The 14,999-nt window shown below is 74.6% G+C and carries 13 protein-coding genes; 6 read left to right on the forward strand and 7 right to left on the reverse strand.

All coding sequences use genetic code 11. The features are described 5' to 3' along the window. Nucleotides 1–17 precede the first annotated feature (17 nt). Together ACLQ22_RS03985 and ACLQ22_RS03990 are read right to left on the reverse strand one after the other, a co-directional pair. Nucleotides 18–1,550 (reverse strand): FAD-dependent oxidoreductase, encoded by a 1,533-nt coding sequence (locus ACLQ22_RS03985; protein WP_425691114.1) that lies wholly within the window; start codon nt 1,548–1,550, stop codon nt 18–20. Between the two features lie 85 nt (nt 1,551–1,635). Beyond that, the gene (locus ACLQ22_RS03990) at nt 1,636–2,127 is read right to left on the reverse strand and encodes an MSMEG_6728 family protein (RefSeq protein ID WP_425691115.1); all 492 of its coding nucleotides are present in this window, start codon (nt 2,125–2,127) and stop codon (nt 1,636–1,638) included. Between the two features lie 100 nt (nt 2,128–2,227). Between ACLQ22_RS03990 and ACLQ22_RS03995 the strand changes: the two genes are divergently transcribed. Then, on the forward strand, nt 2,228–4,006 hold the full coding sequence (locus ACLQ22_RS03995; protein WP_425691116.1) for an NAD-binding protein: 1,779 nt from the start codon (nt 2,228–2,230) through the stop codon (nt 4,004–4,006). Nucleotides 4,007–4,043: 37 nt separating this feature from the next. Here the strand turns inward: ACLQ22_RS03995 and ACLQ22_RS04000 are convergent, their stop codons facing one another. Beyond that, nucleotides 4,044–5,282: an APC family permease gene (locus ACLQ22_RS04000; RefSeq protein ID WP_425691117.1), complete on the reverse strand. Its 1,239-nt coding sequence runs from the start codon at nt 5,280–5,282 to the stop codon at nt 4,044–4,046. A gap of 9 nt (nt 5,283–5,291) precedes the next feature. Beyond that, nucleotides 5,292–6,053: a phosphatase PAP2 family protein gene (locus ACLQ22_RS04005; protein ID WP_425691118.1), complete on the reverse strand. Its 762-nt coding sequence runs from the start codon at nt 6,051–6,053 to the stop codon at nt 5,292–5,294. 113 nt (nt 6,054–6,166) lie between these two features. Between ACLQ22_RS04005 and ACLQ22_RS04010 the strand changes: the two genes are divergently transcribed. Then, nucleotides 6,167–7,375, forward strand: coding sequence for a DUF4032 domain-containing protein (locus ACLQ22_RS04010; RefSeq protein WP_425691119.1), 1,209 nt, complete (start codon nt 6,167–6,169; stop codon nt 7,373–7,375). 626 nt (nt 7,376–8,001) lie between these two features. Here the strand turns inward: ACLQ22_RS04010 and nagA are convergent. From nagA to ACLQ22_RS04025, 3 genes are read right to left on the reverse strand one after another with little or no spacing between them, the layout of a single operon-like run. Next, nucleotides 8,002–9,111 (reverse strand): N-acetylglucosamine-6-phosphate deacetylase, encoded by a 1,110-nt coding sequence (gene nagA / locus ACLQ22_RS04015; RefSeq protein ID WP_425691120.1) that lies wholly within the window; start codon nt 9,109–9,111, stop codon nt 8,002–8,004. Continuing rightward, nucleotides 9,111–10,031: an ROK family protein gene (locus ACLQ22_RS04020; RefSeq protein WP_425691121.1), complete on the reverse strand. Its 921-nt coding sequence runs from the start codon at nt 10,029–10,031 to the stop codon at nt 9,111–9,113. The genes nagA and ACLQ22_RS04020 overlap by 1 nt, the downstream gene beginning before the upstream one ends. After that, on the reverse strand, nt 10,028–10,957 hold the full coding sequence (locus ACLQ22_RS04025; protein WP_425691122.1) for an SIS domain-containing protein: 930 nt from the start codon (nt 10,955–10,957) through the stop codon (nt 10,028–10,030). Before ACLQ22_RS04025 ends, ACLQ22_RS04020 begins: the two co-directional genes overlap by 4 nt. A gap of 194 nt (nt 10,958–11,151) precedes the next feature. Between ACLQ22_RS04025 and ACLQ22_RS04030 the strand changes: the two genes are divergently transcribed. The 4 genes from ACLQ22_RS04030 (at nt 11,152) to ACLQ22_RS04045 (ending at nt 14,900) form a co-directional block, all read left to right on the forward strand. After that, the gene (locus ACLQ22_RS04030) at nt 11,152–11,937 is read left to right on the forward strand and encodes a DeoR/GlpR family DNA-binding transcription regulator (RefSeq protein ID WP_088998118.1); all 786 of its coding nucleotides are present in this window, start codon (nt 11,152–11,154) and stop codon (nt 11,935–11,937) included. A gap of 171 nt (nt 11,938–12,108) precedes the next feature. Next, nucleotides 12,109–13,119: an ATP-binding cassette domain-containing protein gene (locus ACLQ22_RS04035; protein ID WP_425691123.1), complete on the forward strand. Its 1,011-nt coding sequence runs from the start codon at nt 12,109–12,111 to the stop codon at nt 13,117–13,119. After that, complete coding sequence (locus ACLQ22_RS04040; RefSeq protein WP_425691124.1) at nt 13,116–14,132, forward strand: ABC transporter permease subunit; 1,017 nt, start codon at nt 13,116–13,118, stop codon at nt 14,130–14,132. The genes ACLQ22_RS04035 and ACLQ22_RS04040 overlap by 4 nt, the downstream gene beginning before the upstream one ends. Before the next feature lie 234 nt (nt 14,133–14,366). After that, on the forward strand, nt 14,367–14,900 hold the full coding sequence (locus ACLQ22_RS04045; RefSeq protein WP_425691125.1) for a DUF3263 domain-containing protein: 534 nt from the start codon (nt 14,367–14,369) through the stop codon (nt 14,898–14,900). Nucleotides 14,901–14,999 lie beyond the last annotated feature (99 nt).

Below are 14,999 nucleotides of genomic sequence, written 5' to 3' on the forward strand. Positions count from 1 at the left end.
CCATTTGTCCGTTTTGCTCATCCCCGACCGGCGAGCAGGCCCCGCGGCCGGATCGAGCGGACCGGCTCGGCCGCGCCACCCTCGGCCCGCAGGACGTGGTTGGCCGCGATGATCCCGGTCGCCGCCGACCGCTCCATCAGCGCGCTCGGGAAGTCCGTCCGGATGCCGTCGCCGGCCAGGTAGAGCCCGTCGGCGTCGGTGCGTACCCCCGGCCGCCAGGCGTGACTGCCGGGCGTGAACGCCGGCGCCTGCGCCTCCACCCGGGCGCGCAGCTCGCGGACCCGCAGCCGGGCCGCCTCCGGCCAGAGCGCCGTCAGCTCGACCCGCATCCGCTCGGCCAGCTCCTCGGCCGGCACGCCCGCGTCGCAGGCGTACGCGTGCAGCTCCACGACCGAGCCCCCGGTGCGTTCCGCCCAGCGGCGGGACTCGTTCTCCAGCCGGTGGTAGAGGGTCACCGAGTCCAGGGTGGGCTGCCGGGACACCCCGCTGAACACCGCCCGGTCGGCGGAGACGTCCCCGTCGCACCAGTAGCGCGCCACCGCGTACGGCGGGCCGGGCCGGCCGAACGCGGGCATCCGCGCCGCCAGCCGGGGCGCGTGGTCGGCCAGGCCGGGCGAGGCCGCGACCAGCGCGGCGAGGGCGGGCGGGTCGACGGCGAGCACCACGTGCCCGGCCGGGTACGACGTGCCGTCGGCGGTCGTCACCCGCCAGCCGGCGCCGTCGCGGGTCAGGGCGGTGGCGGCGGCGCCCGTCACCACCCGGCCGCCGTGCTTCTCCACGTGCCGCGTCAGCGGCTCCCAGATCGCCGTCGCGTAGTCCTCGTCCGGGCAGTCGAAGGCCAGCCCCTCCGGGTTGCCCAGCAGGTAGAAGTGGAACTGGGCGATCATCTCCGCCGCCGACATCTCCGCCTCGTGGTTGAAGAACGAGTGGGAGAAGACCTCGAAGAGCATGGCCCGGGCCCGGTCGGGCAGCCGCAGCGAGGTGAGCAGCGCGTCGGCGGTGGAGTCGTCGAACTCGGCGTAGGTGCGCCCCGGGTCGTAGGTGAGCAGCGGCAGCGCCGCGTCCCGGTCCATCCCCCGCAGGTCGCCCAGGCGCAGGCTGGGGCTGCGCAGCAGCAGCGCCAGCAGGTTCGCGGGTGGCGCGGGCGGCAGCCTGCCGAACTCCTCGGTCGGCCACCGCTCGCTCAGGATCGGGTAGCCCGGAACCGGCCTGAGGAAGCCCAGGTCCGGGTCGGCGCGGCGCAGGATCGACCGCCAGTTGTAGTACTGCCGGAAGAACGCGTGGAAGCCGTGCTCGTTCATCTGCCGGGTGCCGTCGGCGAGCGTCTCCGGCCAGGCCCCGAGCCGGCCGCCGAGCGTCGGCGCGGCCTCCAGCACGGTCACCGTCACCCCGCGCTCCGCCAGCACCACCGCCGCCGACATGCCGGCGATCCCGCCGCCGACCACCACCGCCTCGACCCGGCCCGGCACGCGCGGGGCGCCGCCACCGCCCGGGTCCACCTCATGCTCGCGTACGCCGATGAGCCGACCGACCACCTTCGACAGCGCCATGTGAACCTTCCAGCCGGATGGTCTCCAGTCTGCCCGGTGACCCGTCAGGAGGAACCTTCCCTCGCCGGGACCGCCTGACACGCTCTCACGTCGGCGGCGGCAGGCAGCGCCGCTGCCGGTCCGAGGCGGGCCAGACGTACTCCAGGTCGGGCGGGATGTCGTCGCCGAAGATCGGGCCGTAGTGCCCGGGGTCCTTGCGCAGCAGCGACGAGCGGTGGCTCAGGTGCAGGTCGTCGCGGCCCAGCCAGGGCGGCAGCTCCCCGGCCTCGGCCAGCTCGGCCTGGGTGCGCACCCGGGTCAGGCCGCAGGCGGCGGCGAGGTCGGTGGTCATCGTGGTCGCGCAGGTGTCGGCCCGGCCGGGCTCGCACCAGACCGCGCAGACGTCCAGCCCGTACCGGGTGAGGGCCTCCTCGTACCCGGCCCACATCTTCACCGCCGGGTGGTTGCGCCAGCCGTACGTGGGCCAGGTCAGCCCGCGCAGCACCTGGATGGTCTCCACCCGCTGCTTGCCCAGCCGCTTCTGGTCCAGCGTCCGGGCGCTGGTCAGGAAGTCCGGGTACGGCAGGAACGTCTGCATGCCGGTGCACTACCCGTCACCGGAGGGGACATGCCGACGCGACCAGCGTTCATGATCAGGGGGCTGCGCGCGGCGCGACCGGCTGACTACGATGCGGCGCATGGCGGAGCCCCTGCTGGATCGTGCGCGGCGTGCCGGCCGGCGGCTCCGGGTCAACGGCGACGCGCGGGCGCACTACGTGATCTGTGGTCGCGACGCCCTCGCCTACTGGGTGGTGCGGGCGCTGCTCGCCACCGAACTCCAGGCCGGCCGCGTCCGGATCACCCTGGTCGTGCCCGAGCGACCGCGCTCGGACGAGCCCGACGGGCGGGACCTCCAGGGCGTCGAGGTCGTCCGCGCCGACCGGCTGGACGAGGTCACGTTCCGCCGGGCCGGGCTGGCCGGCGCCGACGGGCTGGCCCTGCTGCACCAGGACGACGTCGGCAACATGCACGCCGCGCTGTGCGCGCAGGAGGTCGAGCCCGGGCTGCGCCTGGTGGTGCGGATGTTCAACACCGGCCTCGCCAACGGGGTGCGGCAGATCTTCCCCGACTCGGCGGTGCTCTCCGACGCCTCCATGGCCGCCCCCGCCTTCGTGGCCGCCGCGCTCGGCGAGGTCGCCCCCACCCACTTCCGGCACGGCGGGCGCACCCTCTACGTGGCCCGCCGCGACGACGTACGCCCGACCGACGTGGTGTGCGGGGTGGCCGACACCCGCGACCCGCAGCAGGTCCGGCTGCTGCCCGCCGACGAGCGCGCGGCCGACCTGGTGATCGCCGAGGCGACCGGGACGCCGCCCGGGACGGAGCTGGCCGCCCGCCGGCTGAGGCGGGCCCGCCGGCGCCGCCGCCCCCTGACGGTGCTGCTGCGCGCCGTGCGCAGCTTCGCCACCCGCAAGATCGGCGTGGCGGTGATCGTGCTGCTGGTGGTGATCGGCGTGCTCGGCTGGCTCAACGGCTACGCCGCGCACGAGAAGGACTGGGGGGACTCGCTCTACCTCACGCTGGTCACCACGCTGACCGGGCAGGATCCCAACCCCGACAAGTCGGCCGCCGAGCAGGTCATGCAGGTGGTGCTCAACCTGGCCGGGCTGGCGCTGATCCCGCTGATCACCGCCGTGGTGGTCGACGGCATCGTCAACGCCCGGCTGGCCCTGCACTCCGGCCGCATCCAGCCGGAGCGCTCCGGGCACGTGGTGGTGGTCGGGCTGGGCAACGTCGGCACCCGGGTGATGGCCCAGCTCTGTGACTTCGGCGTCGAGGTGGTGGCGATCGACAAGCTGGCCGAGCCGCGCGGTGGGGCGCTCGCCCGGCGGCTCGGCGTACCGCTGATCGTGGGCGACGCCGCGCTGGAGGAGACCCTCCAGTCGGCGTCCGTGGGCGGCTGCCAGGCGCTGGTGGTGGTCTCCACCGACGACGAGACCAACCTCCAGGCGGCGCTCATCGGCCGGGCCGTCAACCCGGAGCTCCAGGTGGTGCTGCGGCTCTTCGACGGCCACTTCGCCGAACGCATCCAGCAGGCGTTCGGCATCGGCGTCTCGCGCAGCGTGTCCTACCTCGCGGCCCCGTCGTTCGCCGCCGCGCTGCTGGACCGCGCCGTGATCGCCACCATCCCGGTCGGCCGACACGCGCTGCTGGTCACCGAGGTCTCCGTCGCCGCCGGGTCGTCGCTGGACGGCCGGCCGCTCGCCGCCGTCGGGCGGGCCGAGAGCGTACGCCTGCTGGCGCACGCCCGGGCCGGCCAGCGCCTCGACTGGGCGCCCGACGCGCGGCTGGTGATCGTCGCGGGCGACCGGCTGACGGTGGTGGCCCGCCGGGCCGGCCTGAACGCCCTGCTCCGCGAGGCCGCGCCCCCGCCGGAGGACCCGGTCGCGCCCACGCCCCGCGAGCCGGAGGAGTGACGGCGTCCGGTCCGCCGTGCTGCGACCCAGAAGGGCGTCAGACCCGGTGGGGGCGCAGGGCGTACCAGAGGGCGCCGACGGCGAGCACGGCGGCGCCGGCGAGCACGCTGGCCGGCGGCAGGTTGACCGCGAGCAGCAGGCAGCCGGCCAGCCCCAGCACGGCCAGCGCCCGCACCGGCAGCCGCCGGCCCGGGTTCCGGCCCAGCGTCAGCGCGGCGGCGTTGGTGATCGCGTAGTAGACCAGCACGGTGCAGCTGGAGAAGCCGATCGCGTCGCGGACGTCGCCGAGCAGCACGATCGCCACCACCACGGCGGCCACGGCCAGCTCCGCCCGGTGTGGCACCCGGTGCACCGGGTGCACGGCGGCGAGGGCCCCCGGCAGGTCGTGGCGGCGGGCCATCGCCAGCGCGGTACGCCCCACCCCGGCGAGCAGGGAGAGCAGCACCCCGGTCACCGCCACCGTCGCCCCGGCCCGCACCAGCCACGCCAGGCCGGGCAGCCCGGCGGCGGTCACCACGTCGGCCAGGGGCGCGGCGGATGCGGCCAGCCGGTCGGCCCCGAGCACGCCGACCGCCACCACGGCGAGCACCAGGTAGACCGCCAGCACCACGCCGAGGGCCAGCGGGACCGCCCGGGGGATGGTCCGCGCCGGGTCGCGCACCTCCTCGCCGAGGGTGGCGATCCGCGCGTACCCGGCGAAGGCGAAGAAGAGCAGCCCGGCGGCGGTGAGCACGCCCCGCCCGCCGGCGTCGAGGTCGCCGAGCCGGTCGAGCGAGAAGTCGCCGCCGGCCGCGCCGGCCACCGCGACCAGGGCCAGCACCGCCAGCACCACGACCACCAAGACCTTCGTCGCGGCCGCGGTCCTGCCGATGCCGCGCAGGTTCACGGCGGTCACCGCCGCCACCGCGCCGACGGCGACGAGCCGGGCCTGCCCCGGCCAGAGGTACGCCCCGACGGTCAGCGCCATCGCCGCGCAGCTCGCCGTCTTGCCGACCACGAACCCCCAGCCGGCCAGGAACCCGGCGAACGGGCCGAGCCGCTCCCGCCCGTACACGTAGGTGCCGCCGGACTCCGGGTAGCGGGCCGCGAGCCGGGCCGAGCTGGTCGCGTTGCAGAAGGCGACGAAGCCGGCCAGCGCGAGGGCCGCCAACAGGCCGGCCCCGCCGGCCGCCGCCGCGGCGGGCGCGAAGACCACGAAGACGCCCGCGCCGAGCATCGACCCCAGGCCGATGACCACCGCATCTCGTACGCCCAGCCGGCGCGCCAGTCGATCCACGACGGGACCCTAGGGGGCGGAGATGAACGGACGGTTCCAGTCCCGCAGCGCTCCCGGCAACGGCAGGTCGTCCCAGGGCACCCGGTGCACCAGCCGGTCGAGGACGAGGCCGAGCATCAGGGCGGCCAGCCCGTCGGTGAGCCAGTGGAAGTTCAGGTAGGTGGTCGTGACCAGCAGGATCGCGGGTGGCGCGAAGCGGACCAGCCGGTACGCGACCGGGGACAGCCGCCCGGCGGTCAGCGCGGTCAGCAGCACGGCGATCACCCCGTACCAGACGATCGCGTTGGCGACGTGCCCCGACGGGTAGGACATCGAGTAGGCCCCCGCCGGCAGCCGGTTGAAGATCTCCACCGCCTCGCCGGGCGGCAGGAACGGATCCTTGACCGTCGCGCTCGGCGCGGCCCGGTCGGTCCACAGCTTGAGCGGGCCGATGGTCAGGGACGTCAGCACGAACGCGCTCCCCACCAGCAACAGCGGCCGGACGGAGTGCCGGCGCCAGGCCACCGCGAGGGCGAGCGCCCCGGAGACCGGCATCAGCAGCCAACCGCCCTGCCCGAGCAGGTTGAACACCCGGGCGGTCCAGTACAGCGGCGCAGGGTCGTGCGCGAACGCCCACTCGCTGACCGCCAGGTCGAGATCGTGGAGCTGCCCCTCGGCGAGCGCCAGGGTCAGCGCGGCGAAACCGGTGAGCAGCAGCGCGTCGAACCACCAGCCGGCCGGCCGGACCGGCCGGAGCTGCGCCTTTCCCCGTACCGTCGTGGTCTCCCGCACCCCGTCACGCTACCGGCCCCGGTCGGTGCCGGACCGGGACGGGCCGGGGCCGCCCTGTGTGACGAGCCACGAAGGGAGGCGCTCGGCGGGGGGAACCCGTCAGACTTGTGCCCGTGCGGATCACCTCGGCCCTCGTGGACCCGGCGCTGCTCGATCTCCCCTGGTCGACCCCGCTGGAGGAGTGGCCTGCGCAACACCTGGTGGCGTTGCCTCAGGGCATCTCCCGGCACATCGTCCGCTTCGTCCGGCTGGGTGAGTACGTCTACGCGTTCAAGGAGACCCGCGAGCGGATCGCCGAGCGGGAGTACGACCTGCTGCGCGCCCTGGAGCGGATCGACTTCCCGTCGGTCGAGGCGGTGGCGATCGTCGCCGACCGGCAGACAGAGGACGGGGAACCCCTCGAGTCGGTGCTGATCACCCGGCACCTGCAGTTCTCGCTGCCCTACCGGGCGCTCTTCTCGCACACCCTGCGCCCGGAGACGATGGGCCGGCTGCTCGACGCGCTGGCCGCCCTGATCGTCCGGATGCACCTGACGGGCTTCTTCTGGGGCGACTGCTCGCTGTCGAACACGCTGTTCCGGCGGGACGCGGGGGCGTTCGCCGCGTACCTGGTGGACGCCGAGACCGGGGCGCTGCACCACTCCCTGTCCAACGGCCAGCGCGGCGAGGACCTGGAGATCGCCCGGGTCAACATCTTCGGTGAGGCGCTCGACCTCCAGGCCGCCGGGCTGCTGCACGAGTCGATCGACCCGGAGGTGGTCTGCGAGGAGGTCGTGCAGCGCTACGAGCGGCTGTGGCACGAGATCACCTACGAGCAGCAGATCGAGCGGGAGGCCCGGCACGACATCGAGGGGCGGATCCGCCGCCTCAACGAGCTGGGCTTCGACGTCGCCGAGGTGGCCATGTCCACGATCGACAACGGGCGGTACCTGGTCCGGCCGAAGGTGGTCGACGCCGGCTACCACACCCGGCGGCTGCTCCGCCTGACCGGCCTGGACGCCGAGGAGAACCAGGCCCGCCGGCTGCTCAACGACCTCGACGCCTACCGGGCCGAGAGCTACCTGACCGACGAGCAGCAGGCCGCGCACCGCTGGCTGACCGAGGTCTTCGAGCCGGTGGTCCGGGCCGTGCCCGCGCACCTGCGCCGCAAGCTGGAGCCGCAGGAGCTCTTCGCGCAGATCATCGAGCACAAGTGGCTGCTCTCCGAGCGGGCCGGCCGGGACGTCGGGATGGCCCCGGCCGTGCAGTCGTTCCTCTCCGACGTGCTGGTGCACCGCCCCGACGAGCAGGCGGTGCTCGGCGTCGAGGTCCCCACCGCCTGACCTCCCCAGAGTTCAGCCCAGCCCAGCCCAGCCCAGCCCAGCCCAGCCCAGCCTGGCCTGGGTGGCGTTCGGTCTGTCGTAACGCCCCGGTCCGGTCGGCGCGGGCTGGCGGTCCTGTTCGGCTTCACGCGGGCCTGAAAAACGAATGGCCTCGGTGCCGGGCCCTCGGCGGGAGGCATGGTGGCTCAGGCACTGTCGAGCTGCCCTCACAGATGGGGCAGACCGCTGGCCGGGCGTCCCGACGCTGCTGGCCCCGCTGGCCGGGCAGACCGATCCCAGGTAGACCCGATGTCGGGCGGACCCGGCGCCGGTAGACCGGCGCCAGGGGCAGACCCGACGACGGGGGTACGTGGGATGGCCGGGACAGCCGGCAGTGCCGGCCAACGTCATCAGACCATCGCCCTCAGCCAGGGCGCTCAGACGGCGTGGTCTCACAGATGGGGCAGCTCGACAGCGGCGAGGCGGTCACAGGGCGGGTGGCTCGGCGGCCTCGGCTCCGACGGCCCGTCCGGGAGCCCGCAACCGGCAACAGAGGTTCCGCCGCCACCGCCGCCATTGTCACTTCCGCCACCGCCACCGCCACCGCCGCTGCCGCCGGCCTGGCCTCGCCCGCCCTGCGGCGAGCGTCACTCCACCCAGGAGCCGCCGCGCATCACCCGGACCACGTTGAGCTCGTCGTCGAGCACCACCAGGTCGGCCCGGAGCCCGACCTGGAGCGCGCCCAGCTGGTCGCCGAGGCCGATCGCGCGGGCCGGCGTGGTGGACGCCATCCGCACGGCGTCCGCGATCGGGATGCCGGCGCCCACCGCGTGCCGCAGCGCGGCGTCCATGGTCAGGGTGCTGCCCGCGATCGCGCCGTCGCGGGCCAGCCGGGCCACGCCGTCCGCCACCGTGACCGTCTGGCCGCCCAGGTCGTACTCGCCGTCGGCCATGCCGGCGGCGGCCATCGCGTCGGTGATCAGGGCGGCCCGCTCGGGGCCCGCCGTCGACGTGGCGAAGGCCAGCATCCCGTCGTGCAGGTGCACGCCGTCGGCGACCAGTTCGCAGACCACGTTCGGGGCGTCCAGCAGGGCCACCACCGGGCCGGGTTCGCGGTGGTGCACCGGCCGCATGCCGTTGAACAGGTGGGTGCCGACGCTCGCGCCCGCCGCGACGGCGGCGCGGGTCTCGTCGTACGTGGCGTCGGTGTGGCCGACCGCGGCGACCACCCGGTGCGCGGTGAGCAGCTTGATCGCCTCCAGCGCGCCGTCCCGCTCGGGGGCGAGGGTGACCATCCGGACCGCCCCGCCGCCCAGCTCGATCAGCTCGGCCAGCTCGTCGGTGGACGGGTCGCGAAGGTATTCGGGGTTCTGCGCGCCGCAGCGGGCGGAGGAGAGGTACGGCCCCTCGAAGTGGATCCCGGCCAGCACCCCCTCGGCGACCAGCGGGGCGAACGCCTCGGTGGCCGAGCGCATCAGCACGAAGGGCGAGCTGACGAGGCTGGCCAGCAGGGTGGTCGTGCCGTGCCGCAGGTGGAAGTCGGCGGCCTGCCGGGCCTGCTCGGCGTCGCCGGTGGTGAAGGTGTGTCCGCCGCCGCCGTGCGTGTGCATGTCGACGAAGCCGGGCACGATCCAGTGCCCGTCGCGGACCGACGGGTACTCGGCCACCGCCCGGATCCGGCCCTCGTCCACCTCCACGCAGCCCTGCCGGACCACGCCGGTCGGGGTCACCACCTTGCCGTTCACCCGAAGAGCCATCACTTCTCCAGACTGTCGAGGGCGAGCAGGGCGGCGCCGAGGCAGCCGGCCTCGTCGCCGAGGGCCGCCGCGACCAGGCGCGGCTCCCGATGGAACGTCATCCGCTCGTGCAGCGCGGCCCGGAGCGGGTCGAGCAGCCGCGCGCCGGCCCGCGTGAGGCCCCCGCCGAGCACGACGGTCTCCACGTCGTAGAGGGCCTGACCGGTGGCGAGACCGTCGGCGAGCGCCTCGACGGCCTCGCGCCAGACGTCCGCCGCCAGCGGCTCGCCGGCCGCCGCCCGGTCGGCGACCTCGGCGGCGGTCGCCGGTTCGGCCGCCAACTCCGAGTAGCGCCGCCCGATCGCGGCGGCGGAGGCCACCGCCTCCAGGCAGCCGGGACGGCCGCAGCCGCAGCGCGGCCCGCCGGGGCGTACGAGGATGTGGCCGATCTCGCCGGCGGCGCCGTGCGCGCCGGTGGCGGCCGTGCCGTCGACGACGTGGGCGGCGGCGATGCCCGTGCCGATCGCGACGAAGAGGACGTGCCCGGCGTCGCGGCCCGCGCCGAGCCGCGCCTCGGCCAGGCCGCCGGCGCGCACGTCGTGGCCGAGCGCCGTGGGCAGCCCGAGCCGCTCGCGGGCGAGATCCCGCAGCGGTACGTCCCGGAAGCCCACGTTCGCCGACCAGACGGCGATCCCACGCTCCTCGTCGATCACCCCGGGCACCGCGATGCCGACCGCGACCGGGTCGAGCCCGTCGGCACGGGCCTTGCCGGCCAGCCCCTCGGCGACCCCCAGGACGGTGTCCACCACGGCGTCCGGGCCGCGCCCGGCGTCGGTGGGGTGCCGCTCGGTGTGCAGCACGGCACCGTCCGCCCGGACCAGGGCGCACTTCATCCCGGTGCCGCCGACGTCCAGCGCGACGACGACGTCGGCTGAGCTCACGCGAGGACCACGGAACGGGTCAGGTGCCGGGGCGCGTCGGGGTCGAGGCCCCGGCTGGTGGCGAGCGCGACGGCGAACCGCTGCGCCAGGATCAGGTCGGCCATCGGGTCGACCGGCGTACGGCCGGCGGCCCAACTGCCCAGGACCGTGCGGCAGCCGTGGGTGCGGCTGTGCACGAACGCGGCGCCCGTCGCCGCCACGTCCGCCGGCAGCCCCTCGGGCAGCTCGCCGAACGCCCAGACCAGCCGGCCCGGCGCGGCGATCGAGATCGGCCCGTGCCGGTAGTCCATCGCCGGGTACGCCTCGGCCCAGAAGGTGGCCGCCTCGCGGCACTTCAGGGCGGCCTCCTGGGCCAGCCCGACCGTCCACCCGCGACCGAGGAAGGTGGCCTGCTCGATGCGGGTCGGGTCGATCGGCAGCGGGGCGCGCACGGCCACCTCCGCGTCGGCGGCGAGCGCGTCGATGTTGTCGCCGAGGTGGGCGCGGAGCAGGGCCAGGGCGGTGGTCGCGAAGCGGGTCTGCACCACCGAGCGCTCGTCGGCGAAGGGCATGGTGACCGCCGCGTCGGCCAGCGCGGCGGCGGGGGAGTCGGGGTCGCCGACCAGGACGGTGGTCGGCACCCGCCCGCGCAGGGCGGCGATCAGCTCGGTGACCTCGGTGGTGGTGCCGGAGCGGGTGATCGCCACGAGCCGGTCGTAGCGCCGGCCGGTCGGGAACTCGGAGGCCTGGAAGGCGTCGGTCTCGCCCTGGCCGAGGTGCTCGCGGCGGGCCGCGTACGCCATCGCCATGAACCACGACGTGCCGCAGCCCACGACGGCGACCCGCTCCCCGGGGCGGGGGAGGTGGTTCGTCGCGGTGGCGGCGAGTCGCGCCGCCTCCCGCCAGCAGTCGGGCTGGCTCGCGATCTCGGCGTCGACGTACGACATGAGAACTCCTACGCAGGGGAGCGGTGCGCAATACGGCTCGTTAGAGCCGCCTTTCGCGCGTTATTCTGCGCGAAAGCGCCTGGTCGTGGCAACCAGCTCCGGCATCGCGCAAGCCAGGGTTTTGCGCCCTCGCAGTTTCGCGCACTACTGTGCACGCAATCAATCACCGACCGCGCAGTAACTGGAGGGCCCGGGTGGACCGGTACGCCAGATGGAACGCCCTGCTCGAGATGCTGACCGACAACGGCCGGGTCAGCGTCGAGGAGGCGGCCGAGCGGCTGGACGTCTCCCAGGCCACCATCCGGCGCGACTTCGACCAGCTCGCCCAGCAGCAGATGATCACCCGGACCCGGGGCGGCGCGGTCGCCAACGGCGTCTCGTACGACCTGCCGCTGCGCTACAAGACCGCCAAGCACTCGGCGGAGAAGCAGCGGATCGGCGCCGCCGCCGCGGCGCTGGTCTCGCCGGGCACCGTGGTGGGCCTGAACGGCGGCACGACCAGCACGGAGGTCGCCCGGGCCCTCGCCGTCCGGCCCGACCTGAACACCAGCGCCGAGGGCGCCCAGCTCACCGTGGTCACCAACGCGCTGAACATCGCCAACGAGCTGCTGGTCCGCTCCCGGATGAAGGTCGTGGTGGCCGGCGGCGTGGTCCGCCCGAAGTCGTTCGAGCTGGTCGGCCCGCTGGGCGGGGCGCTGCTGCGCGAGGTCACCCTGGACGTCGCCCTGCTCGGCGTGGACGCGATCGACCCGCAGCTCGGCGCCGCCGCCCACCATGAGGGCGAGGCGGCGATGAACAACCTGATGGTGGCCCGGGCCAAGCGGGTCGTGATCATCGCGGACTCGTCCAAGTTGGGCGGTCACGCCTTCGCCCGGATCTGCCCGGTGGACCGGGTGGAGACGCTGGTCACCGACTCCGGGGCCAACCCGGAGGTGGTGGAGGCGTTCCGCGCCGCCGGGGTGACGGTCGTCTGCGCCTGAGGTGACGGCAGGGGCGCCTTCCTGACCGGGGGGCGCCTCTTTCGACGGCTGGCGCGCGGGCGGAGCCGTTCCGGTCACCTGTTCGGCGCGTCGGATGCATACCGGGTATTGCAGGCCGCTGCATACCGCGTATGGTGTCGCGTGTCATACACCCATCGGGGGAGGTGCAGCTTGCCAGCTGTCCTGGAGATCGAAGGTCTCCGCAAGACGTACAAGAGCCGTCGGCGCGGCACCCGCAACGCGCTCGACGGTTTCGACATGCGGGTCGAAGAGGGGCAGGTGCACGGCTTCCTCGGCCCCAACGGGTCGGGCAAGACCACCACGCTGCGTACGCTGCTCGGCCTCATCCGGCCCGACGGCGGCCGGATGACGGTCCTCGGCCACGAGGTGCCCGCGGCGCTGCCCGCCGTCGCCGGTCAGGTCGGCGCGATCGTCGAGAGCCCGCAGTTCTTCCCGCACTTCACCGCGCGCGACACCCTGTCCCTGCTCGCCGGCGCGGGCGACGTGCCGCAGCAGCGCGTGGACGAGGTGCTGGAACTGGTCGGGCTGCGCGACCGTGCCGGCGAGCGGGTCAAGACCTACTCGCTCGGCATGAAGCAGCGGCTCGCCGTCGCCTCGGCCCTGCTGAAGAACCCCAAGCTGCTGATCCTCGACGAGCCGGCCAACGGCCTCGACCCGGGCGGCATCCGGGAGATGCGCACCCTGACGCGCAGCCTCGCCGAGTCGGGGATGACCGTGGTGCTGTCCAGCCACATCCTCGGCGAGATCCAGCTGATCTGCGACTCCGTCACCATCATCTCGCTGGGCCGGCGGGTGGCCTTCGGGCCGGTGGAGCAGGTGCTCGCCCAGCACTCCTCGGGGGCGGTCCGGGTGCGGCTGGAGGCGGTCACCGACCTGCCGATCGCCGCCGAGGCGCTGACCCGCGCCGGGATCCGGGTGACCGGTCAGCCCGACCATCTGATGCTCGCCGGGGTCGACAAGCCGGCCACGGTGACCCGGCTCCTCGCCGACCAGGGCCTCTACGTCAGCGAGCTGGCGCCGATCGCCGTCGACCTGGAGAGCGTCTTCCTCGAACTGACCGCCACCGCGCCGGTACCCGGGCAGCACCGGCAGGTCGACCAGTCCACGAAGGTCGGTGGCGCGGGGCAGCCCGGCGCCGCCGGAGGAGGGTGGGGCGCGTGAGCCTCTACCGTACGGAGCTGCGCCGGCTCACGAAGCGGCGCTTCACCCGCTGGATGAGCCTGCTGGGCCTGCTGGTGCTCGCGTTGGTGGTGATCGGGGTCTTCCTCACAAACGAGAAGATCGACGCCGCCGCGCTGGCGAAGGCCGAGCGCGCGGCCGAGCAGCAGTGGCAGCAGGACGTCCGCCACAACGCGCAGTACCGCGCGGAGTGCGAGAAGGCGAAGGCCGCCGGAACGGCCCAGGCCGAGCAGTTCCCGGAGGACTGCGCGGCCATCCAGCCGCCGCCCCGGGAGGCGATCGAGACGTCGTGGTTCCTGCCCTCCACGTTCGACTTCCGGGAGAACTTCGGCGACACGCTGCTGCCGCTCGCGGCGATCCTGGCGCTGGTCGGGTTCGTCGTCGGCGCCTCCTTCGTCGGGGCCGAGTGGAACACCGGCGGCATGATGAACCTGCTGCTGTGGCGGCCGAAGCGGCTGACCGTACTGCTGACGAAGCTGGCGGCGCTGCTCACCGGGCTGGTCGCCCTGGCGGTGCCCACGACGGCGCTCTGGTTCGGCAGCTTCTGGCTGGTCGCCACCTTCCGTGGCAGCACGGCGAAGATGACCTCCGGGGCATGGCAGTCCTTCGCCCTGACCGGGCTGCGCGGGCTGGTGCTCGCCCTGGTCACCGCGACCATCGGCTTCGCGCTCGCCTCGCTGGGGCGGCACACCGCGATGGCCCTGGGCGGGGTGATCGCCCTGATGGTCGTCGGCCAGTTCGGCCTCGGCATCCTGCTGGCGATGGCCGGCGTGCGCTTCGCCGAGGCCTGGCTGCTGCCCACCTACGCCCTGGCGTGGATGCAGAAGAAGGTGACGCTGGAGGACTGGAACGCCTGCCAGGCGACCTACTTCGGTGAGTGCAAACCGGACACCCTCGACATCACCTGGCAGCAGTCCTCGGTGATGATGGCGGTCGGCTTCGTGGTGATCCTCGGCGCGGCCCTCTGGGCGATGCGCCGGCGGGACATCTCCTGACCGTGGGCGGTGCGGCCGGCGGCTCTCCCCGGCCCCGGTCGCACCGCGCCCGCCTCGGCGGGGATGACGAATCCGGGCGGATCCGGTGGGTTCGCGGGACGGACACGACGTGAACCGGAGCGGTCACGTTCCGGCACTGTCGTCCGATGCGAACCTGGTCGGCCCTGGTTAGGCTGGTGTCCCCCCACCGGTCGGCGTCGTGGTGTGCCGCCCGCCAGCCCCACGAGGAGCGCCATGCAGCCCGCCGACGCCGCCCCGGCCGCCACCGAGCCGCCCGTGACGGGTCGGCCCGGCGAGACCGGCGCGACCGTCGGGGCGGACCCCACCGGGGAGGCGCGGGACGCCGGCAGCGTCGTTCCCCAGCCGCGTACCGGTCCGGGTGCCGGGACGCCGACGGTCCCGCAGCCCCGCTCGGCGCCGGCGCCGGACGTCGCCGTGGCGGCACCCCGCGAGGCCGACGCCCCGCCCCGCGAGGCCGGCGCCGACGCCCTGCCGGACCCGGTCACCCGCCCCGCCCCGGCGGACGCCCGGCCGGAGGACGGCCTCACCGAGCGTGAGCGCGGCATCCTCGCCTTCGAGCAGCAGTGGTGGCGGCACGCCGGCGCCAAGGAACAGGCCATCCGGGACACCTTCGGCCTCTCGGCCACCCGCTACTACCAGTTGCTCAACGCGCTGCTCGACAACCCGGCCGCCCTCGCCGCCGAACCGGTGCTGGTGGGCCGGCTGCGCCGGTTGCGGTCCTCCCGGGCCCGCAACCGCCGCCGCTGACCGCTGTCGCACCCCGCGACCGGTCCCGGCCTCCCGACCCCGTTCCGACCGCCCGGTCCGGTCCCGTCGCGCCCGGGCGGACCACCGCTCCTACCCCCG

The organism is Micromonospora sp. DT178 (genome assembly GCF_049841695.1).
Classification (GTDB): domain Bacteria; phylum Actinomycetota; class Actinomycetes; order Mycobacteriales; family Micromonosporaceae; genus Micromonospora.